The sequence below is a fragment of the Propionivibrio pelophilus DSM 12018 genome (assembly GCF_059569095.1).
The window spans coordinates 1-20382 of the sequence record NZ_JCANUT010000065.1 but is presented as its reverse complement, the minus strand read 5'-3'; the positions used below and the strand labels follow the sequence as shown (position 1 = coordinate 20382).

Below are 20382 nucleotides of genomic sequence, written 5' to 3'. Positions count from 1 at the left end.
AACACATCGCCAAAGGTGTCATGCGAGGGCGTGCCATGCGGGAGCTCAAGAAAGCTCTTGAGCCAGGCCTCTTCGTCTTCGCACCAGTCGGCGACTTCGACCCAGTCATCCGCACCACACAATACAGCGCAGATCGCCATCACCAGAATCTCGCTCAGGCCATAGCGTTTGGCTGGCCCGCGACGCGGGTCTTTCAGGCGGGAAAAGATCGACAGCAGGGTCATCGTTACGCTCGAAAAATACGAGAGTAGACGATATTTCTTCAGTGTTTACAATAGGTTGTTGTATCTGTCTGATCGTAAACGACTTTTTCTGCGGGTTTACGACATTTGCGTAAGCGATTGCCGTGCTGGAACGCCCGCTCGCTCGTGGCGTAGCATTGGAAGGGGGTATACTCCGGCGATCGACCACGCGCCTTCTCCTCGCATGCCTGCCGTTTCCACCGCTTTACGCGACGACTACGACGTAGCCGCCCTCGGGCAGGTGTTCACGCCGCCGGTCATCGTGGACTGCATGCGAGCCCTGGTACGCAACCGCGGGCGCGTGCTCGAACCGGCCTGCGGCGACGGCGCTTTCCTCCGGCATTTCCCCGGCGCACTCGGTATCGAGGTCGATCCGCGGCATGCGCCACCCGGTGCAGAGGTGATGAATTTCTTCGAGTTGTCCGACGACGAGCGCTTCGCCACGATCATCGGCAATCCACCCTACGTCCGCTACCAGGACATCGACCCCGGCACGCAGCGACTGGCGCGCAACACGGTGCTCGACGGCCGGGCCAATCTTTACCTGTTCTTCATCGAGAAGTGCCTGCGTCTCCTCGAACCCGGCGGCGAACTGATCTTCATCACCCCGCGCGACCTGCTCAAGGCGACCTCGGCCGTGCCGCTCAACCGCCTGCTCTTCGCCGCCGGGACGATCACCGACTTCATCGATCTCGGCGACACGCACCTGTTCGACGACGCGACGCCGAACTGCGCGATCTGGCGTTTTCAGAAGGGCGACCTGTCGCGCACGACGCGCTTTGCCGCGCTGGAGCAGGGCGACGGCGTTGCCGGCGTGCAGGCGCCGCGCTGGGAAACGCGCCGCTTCATCGAGAGCGGCGGTCACCTGCTGTTCACCCGCGGCGACTACCCGCTGCATCTCTCCGATATCGCCTTCGTCAAGGTCGGCGCCGTTTCCGGGGCCGACGAGATCTATACCAGCGATCAATACGGCAACCGCGATTTCGTCTGTTCGAGTTCGGCCGCCGATGGCAAGACGCGGCGGATGATCTGGTGCGAAGCGGGGCAACCCGCGCCGCAGGCGCTGCTCCCGCACAAGGAACGCCTGCTGGCCCGCCGCATCCGCAGTTACGACGAGACGAACTGGTGGCAGTGGGGGCGGGGCTACTACCAGTCGGAGCTTCCCCGGGTTTACGTGAACAACAAGACACGCCGGTCGCAGCCCTTTTTCGTCCATGATTGCCCCAACTACGACGGTGCCGTACTTGCAATTTTCCCCAAGGCGCCCCATGTCGATGTGCATGCGCTGGCGGCCGCGCTCAATGCGGTCGACTGGGCCGATCTCGGTTTTGTCTGCGACGGCCGCTTCCTGTTCACCCAGCGCAGCCTTGAACAAACGCCCTTGCCCAAGGTCTTTCGTTCCTTTCTGCCCCCGGCGAACAGAGCTGGTGGGATAAACTGAAGAACCGCTTCTGACGCTTGCCGTTCGAAGCGCCGGCCCGGGACGTTCCCTCGCCGGACTGGAAGGAGATGCAAAATGGTTCCTCGCCTGACGACGGCCCTGACCGGGCCATTGCTCGAACTGGAAAAGAAATTCCTCGACGCCACGCCGGACATCGAGCGCTGGCTGCGCGGCAAGTGGCAGGAGCACACGCCGCCGTTCTACGGCTCGGTGGACCTGCGCAATGCCGGCTTCAAGCTGGCGCCGGTGGACATGAACCTGTTCCCCGGCGGCTTCAACAATCTCAACTCGGCCTTCCTGCCGCTGTGCGTGCAGGCGGCGATGACGGCGATCGACAAGATCTGCCCGATGGCCAAAAGCCTGCTGCTGATCCCCGAGAACCACACGCGCAACCGCTACTACCTGCAGAACGTCGCGCAACTGGTGACCATCCTGCGCATGACCGGGCTGAACGTGCGGGTCGGCTCGCTGCTGCCGGAAATCGACAAGCCGACCCCGGTCGAGTTGCCGGATGGTGGCACGCTACTGCTCGAACCGCTGCTGCGCACGCGCTACCGGATCGGCCTCGCCGACTTCGACCCCTGCGCCGTCCTGCTCAACAACGACCTGACCGCCGGCATTCCGGAAATCCTGCAGAACCTCAACGAGCAGTTCATCCTGCCGCCGTTGCACGCCGGCTGGGCAACGCGCCGCAAGTCGAATCACTTCACGGCCTACGACGAGGTAGCCAGCGAGTTCGCCCGGCTGGTCGGCATCGACCCCTGGCAGATCAACCCTTATTTCTCGGTCTGTGACAGCATCGATTTCCATGAGCGGCAGGGCGAGGATTGCCTCGCCGCGAACGTCAACGGCGTGCTGACCCTGATTCGCGAGAAATACAAGGAGTACGGCATCGACGATACGCCCTACGTGGTGGTCAAGGCCGACGCCGGCACCTACGGCATGGGCGTGATGACGGTCAAGGACGCCTCCGAAGTCATCGGCCTGAACCGCCGCCAGCGCAACAAGATGTCGGTGATCAAGGAAGGGGCGAGCGTCTCGCAGGTGATCATCCAGGAAGGCGTGCATACCCGCGAGCAGGTTTCCGACGGCGTCGCCGAGCCGGTGGTGTACATGATCGACCGCTACGTGGTCGGCGGTTTCTACCGTGTCCATACCGGGCGTGGCAACGACGAAAACCTCAACGCCCCCGGAATGCACTTCGAGCCGCTGGCGTTCGAAACCAGCTGTTCGCTGCCCGATTGCTGCCTGACGCCGGACGCCGCGCCGAACCGCTTCTACGCCTACGGCGTCGTCGCCCGCCTGGCGCTGCTGGCTGCGTCACTGGAACTCGAACGTACCGAACCGCAGGAGGAGTGAGCATGCGCATCGCCTTCATCGTTGACCCGCTCGACGAACTCAAGCCCTACAAGGATTCCAGTATCGCCATGATGCGCGCGGCGCAGGCGGCGGGCCATTCGGTGTGGTCGATCCAGCAGCCGTCGCTGCACTGGACCACGCAACACGGTGTCTGCGCCGAAGCCACCCACCTTGTGCTGCTCGAAACCGATTCCGACTGGTACGTCGAAGGGGAGGCGATGATCGGTCCGCTGCGCGGATTCGACGCGGTGATCATGCGCAAGGACCCGCCGTTCGACATGGAGTACGTGACCAGCACCTGGCTGCTGGAACGGGCCGAAGCCGACGGAGCACGCATCTTCAACAGTCCGCGCGCCCTGCGCGACCACTCGGAGAAGCTCGCCGTCGCCGAGTTCGCGCAATTCGCCGTGCCGACGCTGGTTGCCCGTGAGGCCAGCATCATCAAGGAGTTCATCGGCACCCACCGCGACACCGTACTCAAGCCGCTCGACGGCATGGGCGGCAGCCAGATCTTCCGCGTGCGCGACGACGATCCCAACCGCAACGTGATCATCGAGACGCTGACCCACAACGGCCGGCGGACGATCATGGCGCAACGCTTCATCCCGGAGATCACCCAGGGCGACAAGCGCATCCTGATCATCGGCGGCGACGTCGTGCCGTACTGCCTGGCGCGCATCCCGATGGCCGGCGAGACGCGCGGCAATCTCGCTGCCGGCGGCCGGGGCGAAGCGCGACCGCTGAGCGCGCGCGACCGGGAGATCGCCGAAGCGCTGGCGCCGGTGCTCGCGGCGCGCGGCCTGCTCTTCGTCGGCATCGACGTGATCGGCGACTGGCTTACCGAGATCAACGTCACCAGCCCGACCTGTATGGTCGAAATCCGCCAGCAGACCGGTTTCGACGCCGCCGCGATGTTCATCAAGGCCGTCGAGGCCGCCTGTGGCGGCACAACGGAACCGCGCCCGGAGGGCGACGAGGAGACGTGAGCCGCACCGCCCTGGCTTCCGCCCTTCTCGGGCTTGCACTGCTGTTCCTTTCGGCCTGCGGCAAGGCGCCGGTGCATCACCAGGAATCCTTCGTCTTCGGTACGCGCGTCGAAATCCTCGTCGCTGGCCTTGACGAAGCGCAGGCGCGGCCGGCCGCCTCGGCGGTACTGCGCGAATTCGACCGCCTGCACCGTACCTATCACGCCTGGCGTCCTTCCGAACTCAACGATCTCAACAACGCCGTCGCCGAGGGGAAGACGCTGAAGGTCAGCAGTGAAATGCTCAGCCTGCTGCGCGATGCGCAGCGCCTTTCGGCGCTCGGCGAAGGATTGTTCGACCCGGGAATCGGCAAGCTTATCCGTCTCTGGGGCTTCCACTCCGACGAGTACAAGGCGGCGCTTCCCGACGCGGACCAACTCGCCGCCTGGCGGGCGCGCCCGGCGGGTATTGCCGACCTGACGATCGACGGCGATCGCGTCGGCAGTCGTTCACGTCAGGTCGCCATCGACCTTGGGGGCTATCTGAAAGGCTATGCCCTCGACCGCGCCACCGCCATCCTGCGCGAACACGGCGTGGAAAACGCGCTGGTCAACATCGGCGGCAACGTGATGGCCCTCGGCAGCAAGAACGGCACGCCGTGGAGCGTCGGCATCCAGCATCCGCGCCAGCCCGGACCGCTGGCCACGCTGCAACTGCGCGATGGTGAGGCGATTGGCACCTCTGGCGATTACCAGCGCTACTTCGAACTCGACGGCAAACGCTATTGTCACCTGCTCGACCCGCGCGCTGGCGAACCCGTAACCCACACGCAGGCGCTCACCGTGCTGATTACGCCGCGTCAGGCGGCCGGGACGCTGTCCGACGTCGCCTCGAAACCGCTGTTCATCGCCGGCGAGCGCTGGTCGCAACTGGCCGCCCGGTTGGAGGTCGACCACGTTCTGCGTGTCGCCGCCGACGGCCGGGTCGAGGTCAGCGCAAAAATGCGCGAACGGCTGGATTTCCCGGGGGACAAACCGGCGTTGCGTGAAATCACGCCACCGCCGGCCATATGAGCGTTGCAAATGCGTGTTGCGTCTGGCCCGCATCGCCGGGAATCCCTTAAAATGAACGACGAATGAACGACGCTCCCCAACGCATCATTTACCGACCGACAGGAATTCCGCATGGCACGCGCTGAAACAGAAATCGTCAATAAACTGGGCCTGCACGCCCGGGCATCGGCCAAACTGACCCAGCTGGCCGGGAGTTTCGATTCCGACATCTGGATGGAAAAGGGATCGCGCCGGATCAACGCGAAGAGCATCATGGGCGTGATGATGCTGGCCGCCGGCAAGGGATCGACCGTGGTGATCGAAACCACCGGCGACGACGAGCAGGAGGCGCTCGACGCCATCCTCAAGCTGATCGCGGACAAGTTCGGTGAAGGAGAGTAAGCCGGCCATGAGCTTCACCCTGCACGGGCTGGCGGTGTCGGGCGGCATCGCCATCGGCCAGGCGCACCTGATCTCGCAGGCGACCCTGGAGGTCTCGCACCTGGTCATCGCCCCGCGCATGGTGGAAAAGGAAATCGCGCGCTTCGAGGCGGCCATGCAGAGCGTTCGCGCCGAATTCGCCGCGATGAAGGGCAGCCTGGAGAAGTCGCCGGCCGACATGCGCGCCTTCATCGACCTGCACCGCATGATCCTGGAGGATCCGGAGCTGTCGGAAGTTCCCAAGCAGATCATCCGCGAGCGTCGCTGCAACGCCGAGTGGGCCATCGTGCAACAGATGGAAGTGCTGGTCGAACAGTTCGAGCACGTCGAGGATCAGTACCTGCGCGAGCGCAGCTATGACGTCCGTCAGGCCGTCGAGCGCGTCGTTCGTGAACTGAGCGAACATCCCGACCACGTCGGGGCGCGGTTGAAGGGCATCAAGGGCGAGAACCTGATCGTCGTCGCGCACGACCTGTCGCCCGCCGACGTAATGGCCTTCAAGGACCAGAACTTCGCCTCCTTCGTCACCGATGTCGGCGGCGCCACCTCGCACACGGCGATTCTGGCGCGCGGCATGGGTATCCCGGCGGTACTCGGCCTGCACAATGCACGGGCGCTGATTCACGACAAGGAGACGCTGATCGTCGACGGCACGCGCGGCGTGGTCATCGTCAATCCCGATCGGCGCATCCTCGAAGAATACGAGTTGCGCCGCAGCCAGTACGAAATCGAGAAATCGAAGCTCAAGCTGCTCAAGACCGCGCGCGCCACGACGCTCGACAAGGTCAAGATCGACCTCCTGGCGAACATCGAGGAGCCGGAGGACGTCGAGGCCGTCATCGAAAGCGGCGCCGATGGCGTCGGTCTGTTCCGTACGGAATTCATCTTTCTCGGGCGCGGCGACATGCCGAGCGAGGACGAGCAGTTCGAAGCCTACCGCAAGGCGGTCAAGGGCATGGAAGGCCGCCCGCTGATCATCCGCACCTTCGACCTGGGCAACGACAAGCAGATGATCTCCGAGGATCTCGCCGAGGAGCGTCGGCGCGACAACCCGGCGCTCGGCCTGCGCTCGATCCGTCTCTCGCTCGCCGAACCGAAGGTTTTCCAGGCCCAGTTGCGCGCCATCCTGCGCGCGTCGAAGTTCGGCAAGGTGAAGATCCTGGTCCCGATGCTCTCGCACGCCTTCCAGGTCGATCAGACGCTGGCGGCCGTGGAACAGGCCAAGTCCAGCCTGCGCGGACAGAAAATCGCCTTCGACGAGAGCATCGAGGTCGGCGGCATGATCGAAGTGCCCGCCGCGGCCCTGGCTGTCGGCGTCTTTCTGCGTCGCCTGAACTTCCTGTCGATCGGCACCAACGACCTGATCCAGTACACGCTGGCCATCGACCGTACCGACGAACAGGTGGCCAATCTCTACGATCCGCTGCACCCGGCGATCCTGATGCTGCTGTCGCACATCATCGGCAGCGCCGAAAAGGCCGGCATTCCCGTCTCGATGTGCGGCGAGATGGCCGGCGATCCGGCCTTCACCCGCCTGCTGTTGGGGATGGGTTTGCGGCAGTTCTCGATGTTTCCGGCGCAGATTCCGGCGGTCAAGCAGCGCATCAAGCAGAGCGACATTTCGGAAATCGAACCGATTGTCCGGAAGATCATCCGGCTGGAAGAATCAGCCAGGATCGAGGAACAGATCGAGCGACTCAACGCCTGGCAGCAGTAAGAGTTCAAGGCAACGCTGAAATATTCGTCACCCCGGCGAAGGCCGGGGTTCAGTTCGTTGAGGCTTGGGCTGGAATGACGAATCTTCAATAAATCTGCACTTCCTTAACGAAAAAACCCCGGACGATGCCGGGGTTTTCGGAAGGCGTGACGTGTTGCTTACGCGCTCTTCCTGTGCTTCTTCAGCGCATAGATCAGCGAGACGACGGCCATGACCAGGAAGGTCAGCGAGATCGGCTTCTCGACGAAGATGCCGGCCGAACCGTTGGCGATCGTCAGGGCGTTGCGGTACGACTGCTCGGTCATGCCCCCGAGGATCAACGCCAGCACCAGCGGCGGGATCGGGATCGACAGCTTCGACAGCATGTAGCCGCCGAGCGCGCTGACCGACACCAGGATGAAGTCGAACGAGCTGTAGTTCAGGAAGTACGTGCCCATGAAACCCATGCCGAGCACCAGCGGCAGCATGATGCGCTGCGGGATCTTGAGCAGCTGGACCAGGGGCACGGCCAGCGGCAGGTTGATCAGCAGCAGGACGACGTTGCCGACCAGCATCGAGGCGATGACGCCCCAGGCCACTTCCGGGTGCTGTTCAAAGAGCACCGGACCCGGCCGGACGCCGAGCATCATCAGCGCGCCGAGCATGACCGCGGTGGTTCCCGAACCGGGGATGCCGAGGGTCAACAGCGGCACCAGTGCGCCACAGGAACAGGCGTTGTTCGCCGATTCCGGTCCAGCCAGCCCTTCGATGGCACCCTTGCCGAATTCCTCCGGCTTCTTGCTGACCGATTTTTCGATGGCATAGGAGAGGAAGGTGGCAATTGTGCCGCCCGCGCCGGGCAGCACGCCGACGAGGAAGCCCATCGGAGAGCTGCGCAGCATCGGCATGATCGAGGCCTTGAACTCGGACCACTTGAGCCAAACCTTGCCGATCGACTTGGCATCAACGTCGTACTGCTTTTCCAGGTCGCCGAAGTTCTTGAAGACCTCGGTCACGGCGTAGAAGCCGATCATGATGACCAGGAAGTCGATGCCGTCGCGGAGATCCTCGATGCCCATCAGGAAACGGTCGGAGCCCGACTGCGCGTCCATGCCGATGGTCGACATCATGAAGCCCAGGCCCATGGCGATGAAGCCCTTGAGGATGGATCCCTCGGACAGGGTGATCGTCGCCGTCAGCGCGAAGAGCATCAGCGAGAACTTCTCGGCCGGGCCGAACTGCAGGGCGAAGGAGGCGACCGGTTCGGTCAGGAAGATCAGGCCGATCATCCCGATCATGCCGCCGACGAACGAGGCGATCGCCGAAACGGCGAGCGCCGTGCCCGCGCGCCCGCTCTTGGCCATCGGATAGCCGTCGAAGCAGGTCACGATCGCCGAGGCGTCGCCCGGGGTGTTGATCATGATCGAGGCCCGCGAGCCGCCAAACATCGCGCCGTAATAGACGGCACACATGGTGATCAGCGCCGTGCCGGGGTTCATGCCGTAGGTGATCGGAATGAGCACGGCGACGCCGGTCGCCGGGCCGAGGCCGGGAAGCATGCCGATGACGGTGCCGAGCAGGCCGCCGATGAACACCCACATGATGTTCATCGGTGTCAGGGCCACGTCGAGGCCCAGCATCAGGTTGTGAAAGATTGCGTCCATGGATCTCGTCTCCGTCAGAAGGGAAGGAAGCCGCTAAGCAGGCCGCGCGGGAGGCTGAGCTTGAGGATGACGGCGAAAGCGATGAATGAAACGAGCGAGAAGGTCACGGCGATGATCAGGTTCTGCTTGAGCCGCCCGACGTTGATCATCGAGGACACCAGCAGCATGAACAGGAACATGGCGATGAGATAGCCGAGCGAATCCAGCACGAGGCCGAAGGTGATGCCGATGACGATCGTGGCGAGGATTCTGAGCCACACGCCGCTGTTCGCGGCGAAGCCCCACGAGAAGGGTTTGCGTTCGCTGCTGCGCAGGTCGTTGATGATCAACGCGGCACCGCAAATGATCACGATCGCCGCGATCAGGAACGGAAAGGCCCGCGGACCGACTTCGTCGGCCGCGTCGAAAACCGGTATGTTGAACGTCCCGACCAGATAGGCCAGGCCGATCACTACCGCCAAAATTCCAGATGTAAGATTCTTTGTCATCCTCGAAACTCCCTCCTTGGATGCAACAATGCCGGGTGTGTCGGATGTGCGGCACACCGCTAAGCGATTCCGGGAAAACTGTTTTGGTGCCGTTTGACGGCATGCCATGCATCCGCCCGGATTGGCGGGCGCACGGCATGCACCGGCAGGAAACTGCGTGAGACGAGTTACTTGACGAGACCGACCGCCTTCAGGCTGCCCTTCATCTCTTCATCCTGCTTGGCCAGGAACTTCTCGTAGTCGGCGCTGTTCTGGTAGTACGAATCCCAGTCGAGATTCTCCAGGGCCTTCTTCCAGGTCGGCGTCTGCACCATCTTGGCGATGGTGTCGTCCCAGAACTTCTTCTGTTCCGCCGACAGGCCGGGGGCGGCCTGGATGCCACGCCAGTGCGGGAAGACGAAGTCGACGCCCTGTTCCTTCCAGGTCGGCACGTCCTTGATCACGTCGACGCGTTTCTCCGAGCTCACGCCGATGATGCGGATCTTGCCGGCCTTGACCTGCTCGATCGTCTCACCCAGGCTGATGGTGATGGCCTTGATGTGGCCGCCCAGCAGCGCCGGAATCTGCTCGGACGCCGTCTTCGGATAGACGACGAACTTGACCGACTTCGGATCGACGCCGTAGGCCTTGGCCAGCATCAGCATCTGGATGTGGTCATCGTTGCCGAGCGCCGGACCGACGCCGACGTGCATGGTGGTCGGATCCTTCTTCATTGCTTCGAAGAATTCCTTGCCGTTCTTCCAGGGCGCGTCGGCCTTGACCGCGATGACTTCCCATTCCGCCATCAGGTTGCCGAGCATGTAGAAGTCCTTGTAGGTCAGATCGCTCTTGCCAAGGATGTTGTTCTGCAGGATCAGCGGCGAGTTCGCCGCCAGGAACTCGCCCTGGCCGGATTTGCCCTTCAGGTAGTTCCAGCCCGCGGCACCGCCGCCGCCCGGCTTGTTGGTCACCAGCACCGGCTGATCGACCAGCTTCTCTTCGGTGAGCGCCTTCTGCACGGTGCGTGCCAGAAGATCCCAGCCACCGCCCGGGCCTGCCGGCGCAATGATCTCGATCGGCTTGGTCGGTTTCCAGTCTGCCGCAGATGCCACGCCCGCCGAGCCGGCCATGACGATCGAAGCAAGCAATCCACCCAGCAATGTCCATTTCTTGTTCATGCGTTTGTTCCTCCATAAAAACGGGGTTTCACCCACCGGCGATCGACTCGGCAATGCTGCTTGCCGGCCCCTCCGCCGGGATGAGACGCCAATCTATCTGATCGACCTTTCAACAATCTTTCAGATACGCGTAGGGGAGTTGCTTATTTCCTTGGCAGACGCCGGTTGTCGCCATCCTTGGCCGAGGCTGCGTCGAGCATCGCGTCCCATTGCGCGAGGAAGAGTTTTCGCTTGCTTTGATCGATATAGGTCAGCAGGCCGGTGTTGAGCACGATGGGACGGAAAGCCTTGCCGAGGCGCCGCCGCAACGACGCGGCCGATGAATCACCTTCGACATCGTTGCGTACCGAATGAAGCCCGATCAGGCTCAGTATGGTCTGCCCCCGCTTGGACAGGACGTAGTCCAGCCACTCTTCCGCTTCGTCCGGGTGCGGCGCGTAGCGGCTGATGAAGGCGATGCGGCTCATCACCAGGGTATAGTCCCGCGGCATGACGCTGCCGATGCGTGGATCAAGGCTGCTCCGGGCCTTGGCGTAGGAGCACAAGACGTTGTATCCCAACTCGGACTTGCCGCTGGCGATCCGGTCGAGCATCTGGGTAGTGGTCGGCTCGATGCTCAGGCCGACGCGGGCCATTTCCTCGATCAGGGTCCAGAACACCACGGGATTGGCCTCAAGATCCTGGCTATGCAGCAGGTAGCCGAGGCCCGAGCGTTGCGGATCATAGGTCGCCAACCGGTCGCGGTAGCGCTCCGGGCTCTCCCGGAGCATCCTTGCCAGTTCGGCATGTGACTGCGGCACATGCTCGGCAGTCAGCTTGTCCCGGTTGTAGGCGAAACATACCGGCTCGAAGGTCGTGCCGAACGCCTCGTCCTTCCATTTGGCCCACCCCGGCAGCGCCGATGTCTCGTCGGAACGGTGCGGTCGTGCGTGCCCGTCGTTGACCAGCTTCATCTGCAGGTCCATGGCCGAACTCCAGACGACATCCGCCCGGCCGTTCGGACCGGCCTCAGCCAGGAAACGCTCGTACAGATCGGTGGTCTGCAGGTCGTGGTATTCGATCTGGATGTGCGGGTGCGTCTGCTCGAAATCGACGATCAGCGGCTCGATGACCTCCAGGTCGGCCGCCGCGTAGATCACCACGGTGCCGCCGTGCGCGGCCGGAGCGAAAGCGGCGAGTGTTGTGAGCAGCGCGCGCGCGATGCCGTGCCAAGGACCCTTCCCGAACATTCGCACCTCTTTCTAATCTGGCCTGTCGGCCGAAATCCGGTTATCTTAAACGCCCCTCTTGCGACAACCTAGAAAAACGCTCCTTCTCCCGTCCGCCATGCGCCTGTTGCTCGTCGAAGATCACGCCGAACTCTCCATCTGGGTGGCCAAGACCCTGCGCCAGTCGGGCTTCGTCGTCGATGTCGTCGAGCGCGGCGAGCACGCGCTGACCGCCCTGCTCACCCAGCCCTACGACCTCGTCATCCTCGACCTGTCGCTGCCCGGAATGGACGGGCTGGACGTGCTGCGCCACCTGCGCGCCCAGGAAAAGACCGCCCGCGTGCCGGTGCTGATCCTCACCGCCCGCTCCACGCTCGACGACAAGGTCAAGGGGCTGAATCTCGGCGCCGATGACTATCTGGCCAAGCCTTTCGAGGTTGCCGAACTGGAAGCGCGAATCAAGTCGCTGCTGCGGCGCAGCGGCAACGTGATGCCGACCGTCCGCGTCGGGCAGCTTGAATTCGACACGACCAACCGCATAGCTTCGGTCGGCCGCCGGCCGTTGTCGCTCACGCCGCGCGAGTTGTCAGTGCTGGAAGTCCTCGTCACTCGCCTCGGCAAGCCGGTACCGCGCAATGTCCTGTTCGAAAAGATCTTCAGCTTCGACGACGAGGCGCGGATCGAGGCCATCGAGATTTATGTCCACCGCCTGCGCAAGAAGCTGGAGGGATCGGGCGCCTTCGTCAGCACCCTGCGCGGCCTCGGCTACGTGCTGAGCGACACCGGCAATGAAGGCTGACGCCGAACGGCGTTCGTTCAGCCTGCGCAAGCGGGTAATCTGGGGGCTGATCCTGCCGATCGTGATCCTGCTGCCGCTCAATGCGCTGTGGTTCTACAAGGGGGCGATCGATGCGGCCAACCGGGCCTACGACCGCTCGCTTGCGGCTTCGCTGAAAAACATCGCCGAAAGCGTCCACGCCACGGCAGGCGACATCACCGTCAACATTCCGTATTCGGCGCTGGACATTTTCGAGGAGGGCGTGCAGGAGCGGGTCTTCTACTCGGTCATCGGTCCTTCCGGTGACGTGATCACCGGTTACGACGACCTGCCGTTTCCCGGTTTGAAAGGCGAAGGCGACGAACCGAAAATCGTCGATTCGATCTACCGCAGCCAGTCGGTGCGTCTGGGGGCGTTGTCGAAACGCCTCTACGATCCGGAACTGGCTGGTGGCGATGCAGTAACCGTGCTTTTTGCCGAGACGACCGAGGCGCGCACCCGGCTGGCCTTCAGCCTGTTCATCGACAGCCTGCGGCCGCAACTGCTGCTGATCACCGCCGGCCTGTTCCTGGTCCTGATCGTGGTCCGGAACGCCTTTCGTCCATTGCTCGACCTGCGCGATGCCATTCGCCAGCGCAATGAGGAAGACCTGACGCCGGTTCCAGCCAGTAATGTGCCGAACGAATTGTTGCCGCTGGTCGATGCGATCAACTTCCACATGGGGCGTCTGGCGCGCTTGCTGGAGGCCCGGCGACGCTTCCTGGCCGATGCAGCACACCAGATCCGCACCCCGCTGACGGTGCTCGGCACCCAGGCCGAGTACGGTTTGCGCCAGGACGATCCGGAGGAAATGCGCCGCACCTTCGGCAGCCTGATCTCCACCATCCGCGGCACGCGGCGGATGGCCAACCAGATGCTGACGCTGGCTCGCGCCGAGCCGGCCAACGGGCTGATCCAGGAGTTCGAACGGCTCGATTTCGCCGAACTGGTCTGCGACATCGCCGGCGAACTGGCCTCGCTGGCGCTACGCAAGAATATCGACCTGTCGTTCGACGGTGTCGCTCGCGGCACTTTCGTCCATGGCAACGCCACGATGCTGCGCGAGATGGTTTCCAACCTGATCGACAACGCGCTGCGCTACACGCCGGAGAATGGCCACGTCAGCGTGGAACTGGCGCAGACGGCGGAATTCGTGCGCCTGCGCGTCGTCGACGATGGCCCGGGGATTCCCGAAGCCGAACGCCAAAAGGTCTTCCAGCGCTTTTATCGCATCCTCGGACGCGGCGACGCCGATGGCAGCGGCCTGGGTCTGGCGATCGTCCGCGAGATCTGCTGGGCACACCGGGGCCGCATCCTGCTGGGAGATGGAAAGGAGGGCAGGGAAGGGCGCGGCCTGACGGCCGAGGTGCTTCTGCCGCTCGCATCGGCGGGCCCCGAATAGCCGAAATTTCGATTCTCCGTTGCGAATTGTTTCACTCCGTATTCCGCCCGCGCCGCGCGGCATAGAATGGCCCGGTTTTCATCCCGCATTGCACCTGTCACTCCGCCATGAAAAAGATCCTGCTTGTCGATGATGACCCCGAACTGCGCCAGCTGCTGGCCACCTACCTGGGGCGCCACGGTTTCGACGCCCTGCTGCTGCCCGACACCAGCCAGCTCGACGCTTTCCTCGACCGCTACCAGCCGCAGCTGATCGTGCTCGACCTGATGATGCCCGGCGAGGACGGGCTCGCTGCCTGCCGGCGGCTGCGCGCGCGCGGCGAGACGCGTCCGATCATCATGCTCACCGCCCGCGACGAGCCGGTCGATCGCGTGATCGGGCTGGAAATGGGCGCCGACGACTATGTCGGCAAGCCGTTCGATCCGCGCGAACTGGTCGCCCGCATCGAAGCGGTGCTGCGCCGCGGGACGCCGAGCACGGCGGTTCCGGTGGTGCAGGGCGGCCCGTTCTGTTTTGGCGAGTGGCGCTTCGATCGGGCGGCCCGGCAGCTGTCGCGCGACGGTCAGGAGGTAACGCTGACCAGCGGCGAATTCGCCCTGCTCAACGCGCTGGTCAGCAACCCCGGACGGCCGATGAAGCGTGAACGTCTGCTCGAGCTGACGCGCGGCGACGACAGCGAATCCTTCGACCGGGCCATCGACGTGCAGATTCACCGCCTGCGCCGGCTGATCGAGGACGATCCGGCGAAACCACGCTACCTGCAGACGGTGTGGGGCGTCGGCTACGTCTTCGTGCCCGACACCGAAGCGACTGCCGAGAGCGCACAGTGAAACTCCGGCTGTTCCCTGATTCGCTGGCACTGCGTACCGTGCTGCTGGTCGTTGCGGTGATCGCAGTCGCCCAGATCACGACCTTCTCTCTGATCCTCGACAACCGCGGCATCGACCACAAAAACCGGACGGCGCGCTATGTCGCCGGCCAGATCCGGATGTTGCAGACCCTGCTGCCCGGCCTCGACGAAGAGGCTCGCCAGCGACTCGAAATGGCCGAGCCGGACGAACAGTGGCTGCAACTACGACCCGACGGGGGGCAAATTCCGCCCCTTGTACCCCAGTTCGGCTTTGCCCGTGAACTGGGCAAGGATCTGCGGCATATCCTCCGTGAGCAAGTCAGCCTGCGCCAGGATCCCGACCCGCGCAGTGGCCTGTGGATCGGGTTCAACGCTGGCGGCGAACGCTGGTGGCTGATCCTGCCGGCTCCGCGTTTCAAGCCGCAGAAGCTGCCGCACGACCTGTGGTGGAACCTCGCCATCGCGCTGACCGTGTTGCTGGTGATCGCGGGCATCTTCGTCAGCAGCATCGTCCGTCCGCTGCGCCGCCTCGGCGAGGCCGTCTCGGCGACCGGCGAAGGCAGCGCGCAGAAGGTCACGCCAAGCGGCCCTTCCGAAGTCCGCCGGCTGGCCGAGCGGCACAACACCATGCTGGCGCAACTGGCCCGTGCCGAGGACGAACGGCGCGAAATGCTCGCCGGCCTGACGCACGACCTGCGCGCGCCGCTGGCCCGCCTGCGCGTACGCCTGGCGTTGCTCGAAAGCGATTCCGACCGCCAGGGCCTGGAGCGCGACACGCTCGACATGGAACGCATCGTCGAGCAGTGCCTGGCTTTCCTGCGCAGTGAGACGAATCCCCGGCAGCCGCCACCTCCGTTGCCGATCGCCGACGCGGTGAGCAACGAAATTGCACGGCAACGCGAGCTTGGCAGGCCTGTCGAAATGGCGGTCGATGCGCCGGCCGCGGCGAGCCTCGTCGCCATCACTCACGGCGACCTGCAGCGCCTGCTCGACAACCTGATCGACAACGCGCTGCAGTACGGCGCGCCTCCCGTCGAAGTGGCGCTGGCCGTCGAACGGGCCGGCACGGTTACCCTGCGCGTACGTGATCACGGCCCCGGCATTCCCGCCACCGAACGCGAGCGCGCCTTCGAAGCCTTCACCCAGATCGAACCGGCGCGCGCCACGCGCGGAAGCTGTGGCCTGGGGCTGGCGATCGTGCGGCGCATCGTCGATGTGAGTGGCGGCGAGTTGACGCTCGGCGATGCCGTCGGCGGTGGGCTGGAAGTCGCCATCCGTTTTCCCGCAGCTAAAAGCGAGGACGAAAAAAACGGGTGAGGCTGCCTTCGCAGTCCCACCCGTTGAACGGGGTAGATGGTCTATTCCGTTACAGGAGGTTCTGCGGCGTCTTGCCGGCAAACACGTCAAGAATGCACTGCGCGGTGAACAGGCCGATGTCGTGGTACGTCTCGTAGGTCTCCGCAGCCGTGTGCGGCGTCGTCAGGACGTTATCTACCTTGAACAGCGGATTGTCGATGGTCGACGGCTCGCGCTCGTACACGTCGATGGCGGCCGCGGTCAGCTTGCCGCTTTCCAGAGCTACCTTCAGCGCCGCTTCATCGACCAGCGCACCACGCGCCGTGTTGATGAAGTAGGCCTTGTCCTTCATCATCGCGAAGGTTTTTTCGTTCATGAACTGCCGCGTCTCGGCGATGCTCGGCAACAGCATGCAGACGATGTCCGACTGTTCGAGAACCTCCTGCCATCCGACCATCGTAACGTTGAGTTTCTTGGCGGCTTCGAGGTTCGGGTACTTGTCGTAGGCGATGACGTCGACGTCGAAGCCCGACAGTTTCCTGGCGACCTTCTGGGCGATGTTGCCGAACCCGAGGATGCCGACCTTCCTGCCTACCAGTTCCTCTCCGACGAAACGATCCCAGCGGCCCTGACGGGTGGTCTGGTGCAGGGTGTGGATGTTGCGCATGGCCGAAATGATCAGCCCGATGGTCAGTTCCGCGACGGCATTGGCATTCCTGCCGGCGGCGTTGCACACCTTGACGCCGAATTCACGGGCCTTCTCGATGTCGATGTTGTCCACGCCGACGCCGAAGCGTGCCAGCACCTTGAGATTCGGCGCGAGCTTGAACACCGCTTCGTTCCACGTATCGACACCGACGACGACGCCGTCGATCTCCGGAATGTAGCCCTTCAACTCATCGAAGGTCATCGGGCGGCCGAAGGGGTTCTCGATCACTTCGCAGTTGCTGCTTTCAAGGAGTTGCTTGGCGGCCGCGCACAGGGTGGAGTAATTGGTCGCGGTGACCAGAACTTTCATTTTCTTTGCGGTGTTCATTGCTGCTTCCTGGGGGACGGGGGGTAACGTTAAGCTTGGGGGGCACGGTGGCTGCCCGGACGGACAGCCACCGGTGAAGCGACTTACTTGGTGCCGCGGATGGCCTTCAGCTCGTTGAAGACCATGGACACGGCTTCCGGATTCAGCTTGGCCGCGTAGGCATCGCTGACCGGCTTGGTCTTGTCACGGATACGCTGCAGTTCGGCCGGGCTGACATCATTGACGGCGATGCCCTTGGTCTTCATCATCTCGATGCTCTTGGTTTCGGCATCGGCGTTGGCCTTGCGCTGCACGTCACGCCCTTCGATGGCGCAATCCTTGAGCGTCTTCTGCTCGACCGACGACAGCGTGTCCCACAGCTTCTTGGAAACCATGACCAGCGTCGGGGTGTAGGAGTGCTTGGTAAAGGAGAGGTACTTCTGGACCTCGTAGAACTTCATGTTCTCGATGTTGTTGACCGGGTTTTCCTGGCCATCGACCGCTTTCATTTCCAGTGCCGAGTAGACTTCGGAGAAGGCCATCGGCACGGCGTTGGCCCCCATCGCCTTGAAGGTGTCGATGTAGATCGGGCTCTGCATCACGCGCAGCTTGATGCCCTGGAAGTCTTCCCACTTGGTGATCGGCTGCTTGGAACTGGTGGTGTGGCGGAAGCCGCTTTCCATCCAGGCCAGATTGACGAGGCCCGCCGGTTCCATCTTGCTGCCGAACCAGTCGCCGATCTTGCCGTCGAGCACCTTGCGTGCTTCGATGGCGTTGTCGAACAGGAAAGGCAGGTCGAGTACGCCGAGTTCCGGGACGATGCCGGTGATCGGTGCCGGGGAGGCCAGCACCATTTCCAGCGAGCCGGTACGCACCTGCTGGATGGTCGCCAGTTCGTTGCCCAGCGTACCGTTCCAGAACAGCTTGATCTTCATCTTGCCGCCGGATTTGTCGGCCGCGCACTGGGCCATCTTTTTCTCGCCGGCACCGTTCGGATGCTCTTCGCTGACGCCGTTGGAGACGCGGATCGTGCGATCCTGGAACCCTTCAGCGGCCTGGGCACCGGCGCTCAGGGCGAGCAGCAGGGCAGCGGCAACGGGAGTCAATTTTGCGTAGTTCATATTCCCTCTCCTTCGTGGGTTGCCGGTTTATGTGAGTTCCGGCAGGTTGGTCAAAAAAACGGAAATCAGAGCAGCCACCTGAGTGGCGTCAGCACCAACTCGGGGAAGATCACCATGGCGAACATCACCAGGACCTCGGCGAACAGGAACGGCCACAAGCCTTTCATCAGACCGTCCATCGGGATCTTCGCCACGCCGCAAATCACGTTGAGCACGATGCCGACTGGTGGCGTGATCAGACCGATGGCGTTGTTCATGATGAACAGCACGCCGAAATAGACGGGGTCGATGCCGGCCTGCTTGACGATGGGCATCAGAACCGGCGTCAGGATCAGCACCGTGGGGGCAAAATCCAGCGCCGTGCCGACGATGACCACCAGTGCCATGATGACGAACATCAGCAGTATCTTGTTGTGAACAAACGGTTGCAGCAGCTTGCTCACCTCGCCCGGCACGTCTGAAATGGCGATGAGGTAGCCTGACACCAGGGCCGCGGCGATCAGGAAGACGACGACCGCGGTAGTCTTCGCGGCTGACACGAGGATGGGATAGACAGCACCCCACTTCAGTTCGCCGTAGACGAATTTGCCGATGAAGAACGAATACACGCAGGCAAACACGCCGGCTTCGGTCGGGGTAACGATGCCCAGCTTCAGGCCACCAATGATCCCGAACGGCGTGAAAAGCGCCCAGACGCCGTCGAGAGTGACCCGCACCCGTTCCTTGAACGGCATCGGCGGCAGGATGTCGATCTTGTCCTTGCGCACGACCCAGAACCAGGCAATGACCAGCGATATCCCCATCAGGAAGCCCGGGAAAATGCCGGCCAGGAAGAGCTTGCCGATCGACACGTTGGCAATGACTCCGAACACGATCAGGCCGATCGAAGGCGGGATCACCGGTGCGATGACGCTGCCCGCGGAAAGCAGTCCACCGGCCGTTCTTACGTCATAACCGGCCTTGCGCATCATCGGAATCAGCAACGAGCCCAGCGCGGCCGCGTCGGCTGCGGCCGCCCCCGACATCGCCGCCATGATTACCGACGCCATAATCGCAACGAGGCCGAGGCCGCCGCGGATGTGTCCGACCCAGGCCAAGGCAAAGTTGACGATACGCTTGGAAATGCCGCCGGCGTTCATCAGTTCGCCGGAAAGCAGGAAGAACGGGATCGCCAGCAACGGAAAACTGTCGGTGCCCTCGATGATCTTTTGCGAGAAGATGGTCGGGTCGAAGCCCCCTTGCATGAGCATCAACGAGGCGCCGCAAACGAGCAGGGCGAAGGCAATCGGCATGCCGAGCGCCATCGCGCCCAGGAGGGAAAAAAGGAATACGGAGATGGTCATGATTATTGCCCTGCCTTGCGTTCAGCCTGTTGCTCAGCCTCGTCCGCGGTCGCATGCACGATGGCTTCTTCTTCGCTGTCACGAACCTGGACCAGTTCCTCGTCGGTGATCCGGTTTGTCGCCAGTCGCCACAGCTTGTCGATGATCAACAGGCCGATGCCGATGCTGGTGACGTAGCCGATGCCGTAAACCCAGATCATGTTGAGGCTGGTGACCGGCGCGATGTTGGTGGCGTTGACTTCGTGCTGCGCCCACGTTCCCCAGAAGAAAAGCACGCAGCAGAGGAGCATCAGAAGCTCGCTGATTGCCAGGCAGACTTTCTTGCCGAGGCGCGGCAACTTGGCGACCACGGTATCGACGCCCAGATGCGCACCTTCGCGCATGGCGACGATCGCGCCAATGAAGGTCATCCAGACGAACACGAAACGGGACATTTCTTCCGAAACGGTGATCCCGGAATTGAAGACATAGCGCAACACGACGTTGCCGAACACCATGACGACCATCGAGAACATGCATAAGGCGAGAATCATCTCGATGATCTTGAAGCATCCCCCGGACAAACGTTTATCCTGCATGAACAAAGACTCCTCGCAGTTTTTTCACGAACCCGTGCAAACCGGCCTGCCGATTTCCCTGAATTTTCCGGTTGACACGATTTAGCTGCGTAGTTTGTGGCGAAACATTTGGCGCTGTCAAGTTACTTTTGTTTATTGCTGCATCGAGTTAGCGAAGTTCCAATATTGCCAATAAGGCAACCAAGAACGCCGGAAGTTGGCTAACCCGCTGACTTAAAAGGATTCCCAAAAATCCCAATGTTACATC

The 20382-nt window shown here is 62.9% G+C and carries 19 protein-coding genes; 10 read left to right on the top strand and 9 right to left on the bottom strand.

Annotated elements, in window-relative coordinates:
• A partial coding sequence (locus BO74_RS18390; RefSeq protein WP_496444432.1) for a transposase family protein occupies positions 1-224 on the bottom strand: 224 nt, incomplete at its 3' end.
• A 202-nt stretch (positions 225-426) separates the two neighbouring features.
• Between BO74_RS18390 and BO74_RS18385 the strand changes: the two genes are divergently transcribed.
• The 6 genes from BO74_RS18385 to ptsP all read left to right on the top strand — a co-directional run bounded on the left by BO74_RS18385 (position 427) and on the right by ptsP (position 7217).
• Positions 427-1683, top strand: coding sequence for an Eco57I restriction-modification methylase domain-containing protein (locus tag BO74_RS18385; RefSeq protein WP_496444430.1), 1257 nt, complete (start codon positions 427-429; stop codon positions 1681-1683).
• A 75-nt stretch (positions 1684-1758) separates the two neighbouring features.
• Positions 1759-3042: a glutamate--cysteine ligase gene (gene gshA, locus BO74_RS18380; protein WP_496444428.1), complete on the top strand. Its 1284-nt coding sequence runs from the start codon at positions 1759-1761 to the stop codon at positions 3040-3042.
• A gap of 2 nt (positions 3043-3044) precedes the next feature.
• Entirely contained in the window at positions 3045-4028 is a 984-nt protein-coding gene (gene gshB, locus BO74_RS18375; RefSeq protein ID WP_496444426.1) for a glutathione synthase, read from the top strand.
• The gene (locus tag BO74_RS18370; protein ID WP_496444424.1) at positions 4025-5080 is read left to right on the top strand and encodes an FAD:protein FMN transferase; all 1056 of its coding nucleotides are present in this window, start codon (positions 4025-4027) and stop codon (positions 5078-5080) included. The genes gshB and BO74_RS18370 overlap by 4 nt, the downstream gene beginning before the upstream one ends.
• A 111-nt stretch (positions 5081-5191) precedes the next feature.
• Positions 5192-5461 (top strand): HPr family phosphocarrier protein, encoded by a 270-nt coding sequence (locus BO74_RS18365; protein ID WP_496444422.1) that lies wholly within the window; start codon positions 5192-5194, stop codon positions 5459-5461.
• Positions 5462-5468: 7 nt separating this feature from the next.
• A complete protein-coding gene (ptsP, locus tag BO74_RS18360; RefSeq protein ID WP_496444420.1) occupies positions 5469-7217 on the top strand; it encodes a phosphoenolpyruvate--protein phosphotransferase in 1749 nt (582 codons plus the stop codon).
• Between the two features lie 158 nt (positions 7218-7375).
• Here ptsP and BO74_RS18355 read toward each other — a convergent pair whose 3' ends face one another.
• The 4 genes from BO74_RS18355 to BO74_RS18340 all read right to left on the bottom strand — a co-directional run bounded on the left by BO74_RS18355 (position 7376) and on the right by BO74_RS18340 (position 11734).
• The gene (locus BO74_RS18355) at positions 7376-8860 is read right to left on the bottom strand and encodes a tripartite tricarboxylate transporter permease (protein ID WP_496444418.1); all 1485 of its coding nucleotides are present in this window, start codon (positions 8858-8860) and stop codon (positions 7376-7378) included.
• Positions 8861-8874: 14 nt separating this feature from the next.
• A complete protein-coding gene (locus BO74_RS18350; protein WP_496444416.1) occupies positions 8875-9348 on the bottom strand; it encodes a tripartite tricarboxylate transporter TctB family protein in 474 nt (157 codons plus the stop codon).
• A 167-nt stretch (positions 9349-9515) separates the two neighbouring features.
• Positions 9516-10505, bottom strand: a complete 990-nt coding sequence (locus tag BO74_RS18345) for a tripartite tricarboxylate transporter substrate binding protein (protein ID WP_496444414.1) — start codon at positions 10503-10505, stop codon at positions 9516-9518.
• Positions 10506-10648: 143 nt separating this feature from the next.
• On the bottom strand, positions 10649-11734 hold the full coding sequence (locus BO74_RS18340; protein ID WP_496444412.1) for an ABC transporter substrate-binding protein: 1086 nt from the start codon (positions 11732-11734) through the stop codon (positions 10649-10651).
• Between the two features lie 97 nt (positions 11735-11831).
• On the opposite strand from BO74_RS18340, the gene BO74_RS18335 reads away from it, so the two are divergent.
• The 4 genes from BO74_RS18335 (at position 11832) to BO74_RS18320 (ending at position 16099) form a co-directional block, all read left to right on the top strand.
• Positions 11832-12512, top strand: coding sequence for a response regulator (locus BO74_RS18335; protein WP_496444410.1), 681 nt, complete (start codon positions 11832-11834; stop codon positions 12510-12512).
• On the top strand, positions 12502-13932 hold the full coding sequence (locus BO74_RS18330) for a sensor histidine kinase (protein WP_496444408.1): 1431 nt from the start codon (positions 12502-12504) through the stop codon (positions 13930-13932). Before BO74_RS18335 ends, BO74_RS18330 begins: the two co-directional genes overlap by 11 nt.
• Positions 13933-14039: 107 nt before the next feature.
• A complete protein-coding gene (locus BO74_RS18325; protein WP_496444406.1) occupies positions 14040-14762 on the top strand; it encodes a response regulator in 723 nt (240 codons plus the stop codon).
• Positions 14759-16099 (top strand): ATP-binding protein, encoded by a 1341-nt coding sequence (locus BO74_RS18320; RefSeq protein ID WP_496444404.1) that lies wholly within the window; start codon positions 14759-14761, stop codon positions 16097-16099. The genes BO74_RS18325 and BO74_RS18320 overlap by 4 nt, the downstream gene beginning before the upstream one ends.
• A 49-nt stretch (positions 16100-16148) precedes the next feature.
• Here the strand turns inward: BO74_RS18320 and BO74_RS18315 are convergent, their stop codons facing one another.
• The 4 genes from BO74_RS18315 to BO74_RS18300 form a co-directional block, all read right to left on the bottom strand.
• A complete protein-coding gene (locus BO74_RS18315; RefSeq protein ID WP_496444402.1) occupies positions 16149-17114 on the bottom strand; it encodes a phosphoglycerate dehydrogenase in 966 nt (321 codons plus the stop codon).
• Between the two features lie 83 nt (positions 17115-17197).
• The gene (locus BO74_RS18310; RefSeq protein ID WP_496444400.1) at positions 17198-18214 is read right to left on the bottom strand and encodes a TRAP transporter substrate-binding protein; all 1017 of its coding nucleotides are present in this window, start codon (positions 18212-18214) and stop codon (positions 17198-17200) included.
• Between the two features lie 65 nt (positions 18215-18279).
• Positions 18280-19557 (bottom strand): TRAP transporter large permease, encoded by a 1278-nt coding sequence (locus tag BO74_RS18305; RefSeq protein WP_496444398.1) that lies wholly within the window; start codon positions 19555-19557, stop codon positions 18280-18282.
• A 2-nt stretch (positions 19558-19559) separates the two neighbouring features.
• Positions 19560-20135, bottom strand: coding sequence for a TRAP transporter small permease (locus tag BO74_RS18300; protein ID WP_496444396.1), 576 nt, complete (start codon positions 20133-20135; stop codon positions 19560-19562).
• Between the last annotated feature and the right edge of the window lie 247 nt (positions 20136-20382).

What these genes read in the sequence shown, in the direction of transcription:
- BO74_RS18315 (WP_496444402.1), bottom strand. Translation starts at nt 17,114, where the DNA reads ATGAACACCGCAAAGAAAATGAAAGTTCTGGTCACCGCGACCAATTAC.
- BO74_RS18355 (WP_496444418.1), bottom strand. Translation starts at nt 8,860, where the DNA reads ATGGACGCAATCTTTCACAACCTGATGCTGGGCCTCGACGTGGCCCTG.
- BO74_RS18300 (WP_496444396.1), bottom strand. Translation starts at nt 20,135, where the DNA reads ATGCAGGATAAACGTTTGTCCGGGGGATGCTTCAAGATCATCGAGATG.
- BO74_RS18365 (WP_496444422.1), top strand. Translation starts at nt 5,192, where the DNA reads ATGGCACGCGCTGAAACAGAAATCGTCAATAAACTGGGCCTGCACGCC.
- BO74_RS18305 (WP_496444398.1), bottom strand. Translation starts at nt 19,557, where the DNA reads ATGACCATCTCCGTATTCCTTTTTTCCCTCCTGGGCGCGATGGCGCTC.
- gshA (WP_496444428.1), top strand. Translation starts at nt 1,759, where the DNA reads ATGGTTCCTCGCCTGACGACGGCCCTGACCGGGCCATTGCTCGAACTG.
- BO74_RS18350 (WP_496444416.1), bottom strand. Translation starts at nt 9,348, where the DNA reads ATGACAAAGAATCTTACATCTGGAATTTTGGCGGTAGTGATCGGCCTG.
- BO74_RS18310 (WP_496444400.1), bottom strand. Translation starts at nt 18,214, where the DNA reads ATGAACTACGCAAAATTGACTCCCGTTGCCGCTGCCCTGCTGCTCGCC.
- BO74_RS18330 (WP_496444408.1), top strand. Translation starts at nt 12,502, where the DNA reads ATGAAGGCTGACGCCGAACGGCGTTCGTTCAGCCTGCGCAAGCGGGTA.
- BO74_RS18325 (WP_496444406.1), top strand. Translation starts at nt 14,040, where the DNA reads ATGAAAAAGATCCTGCTTGTCGATGATGACCCCGAACTGCGCCAGCTG.
- ptsP (WP_496444420.1), top strand. Translation starts at nt 5,469, where the DNA reads ATGAGCTTCACCCTGCACGGGCTGGCGGTGTCGGGCGGCATCGCCATC.
- BO74_RS18345 (WP_496444414.1), bottom strand. Translation starts at nt 10,505, where the DNA reads ATGAACAAGAAATGGACATTGCTGGGTGGATTGCTTGCTTCGATCGTC.
- gshB (WP_496444426.1), top strand. Translation starts at nt 3,045, where the DNA reads ATGCGCATCGCCTTCATCGTTGACCCGCTCGACGAACTCAAGCCCTAC.
- BO74_RS18340 (WP_496444412.1), bottom strand. Translation starts at nt 11,734, where the DNA reads ATGTTCGGGAAGGGTCCTTGGCACGGCATCGCGCGCGCGCTGCTCACA.
- BO74_RS18335 (WP_496444410.1), top strand. Translation starts at nt 11,832, where the DNA reads ATGCGCCTGTTGCTCGTCGAAGATCACGCCGAACTCTCCATCTGGGTG.
- BO74_RS18385 (WP_496444430.1), top strand. Translation starts at nt 427, where the DNA reads ATGCCTGCCGTTTCCACCGCTTTACGCGACGACTACGACGTAGCCGCC.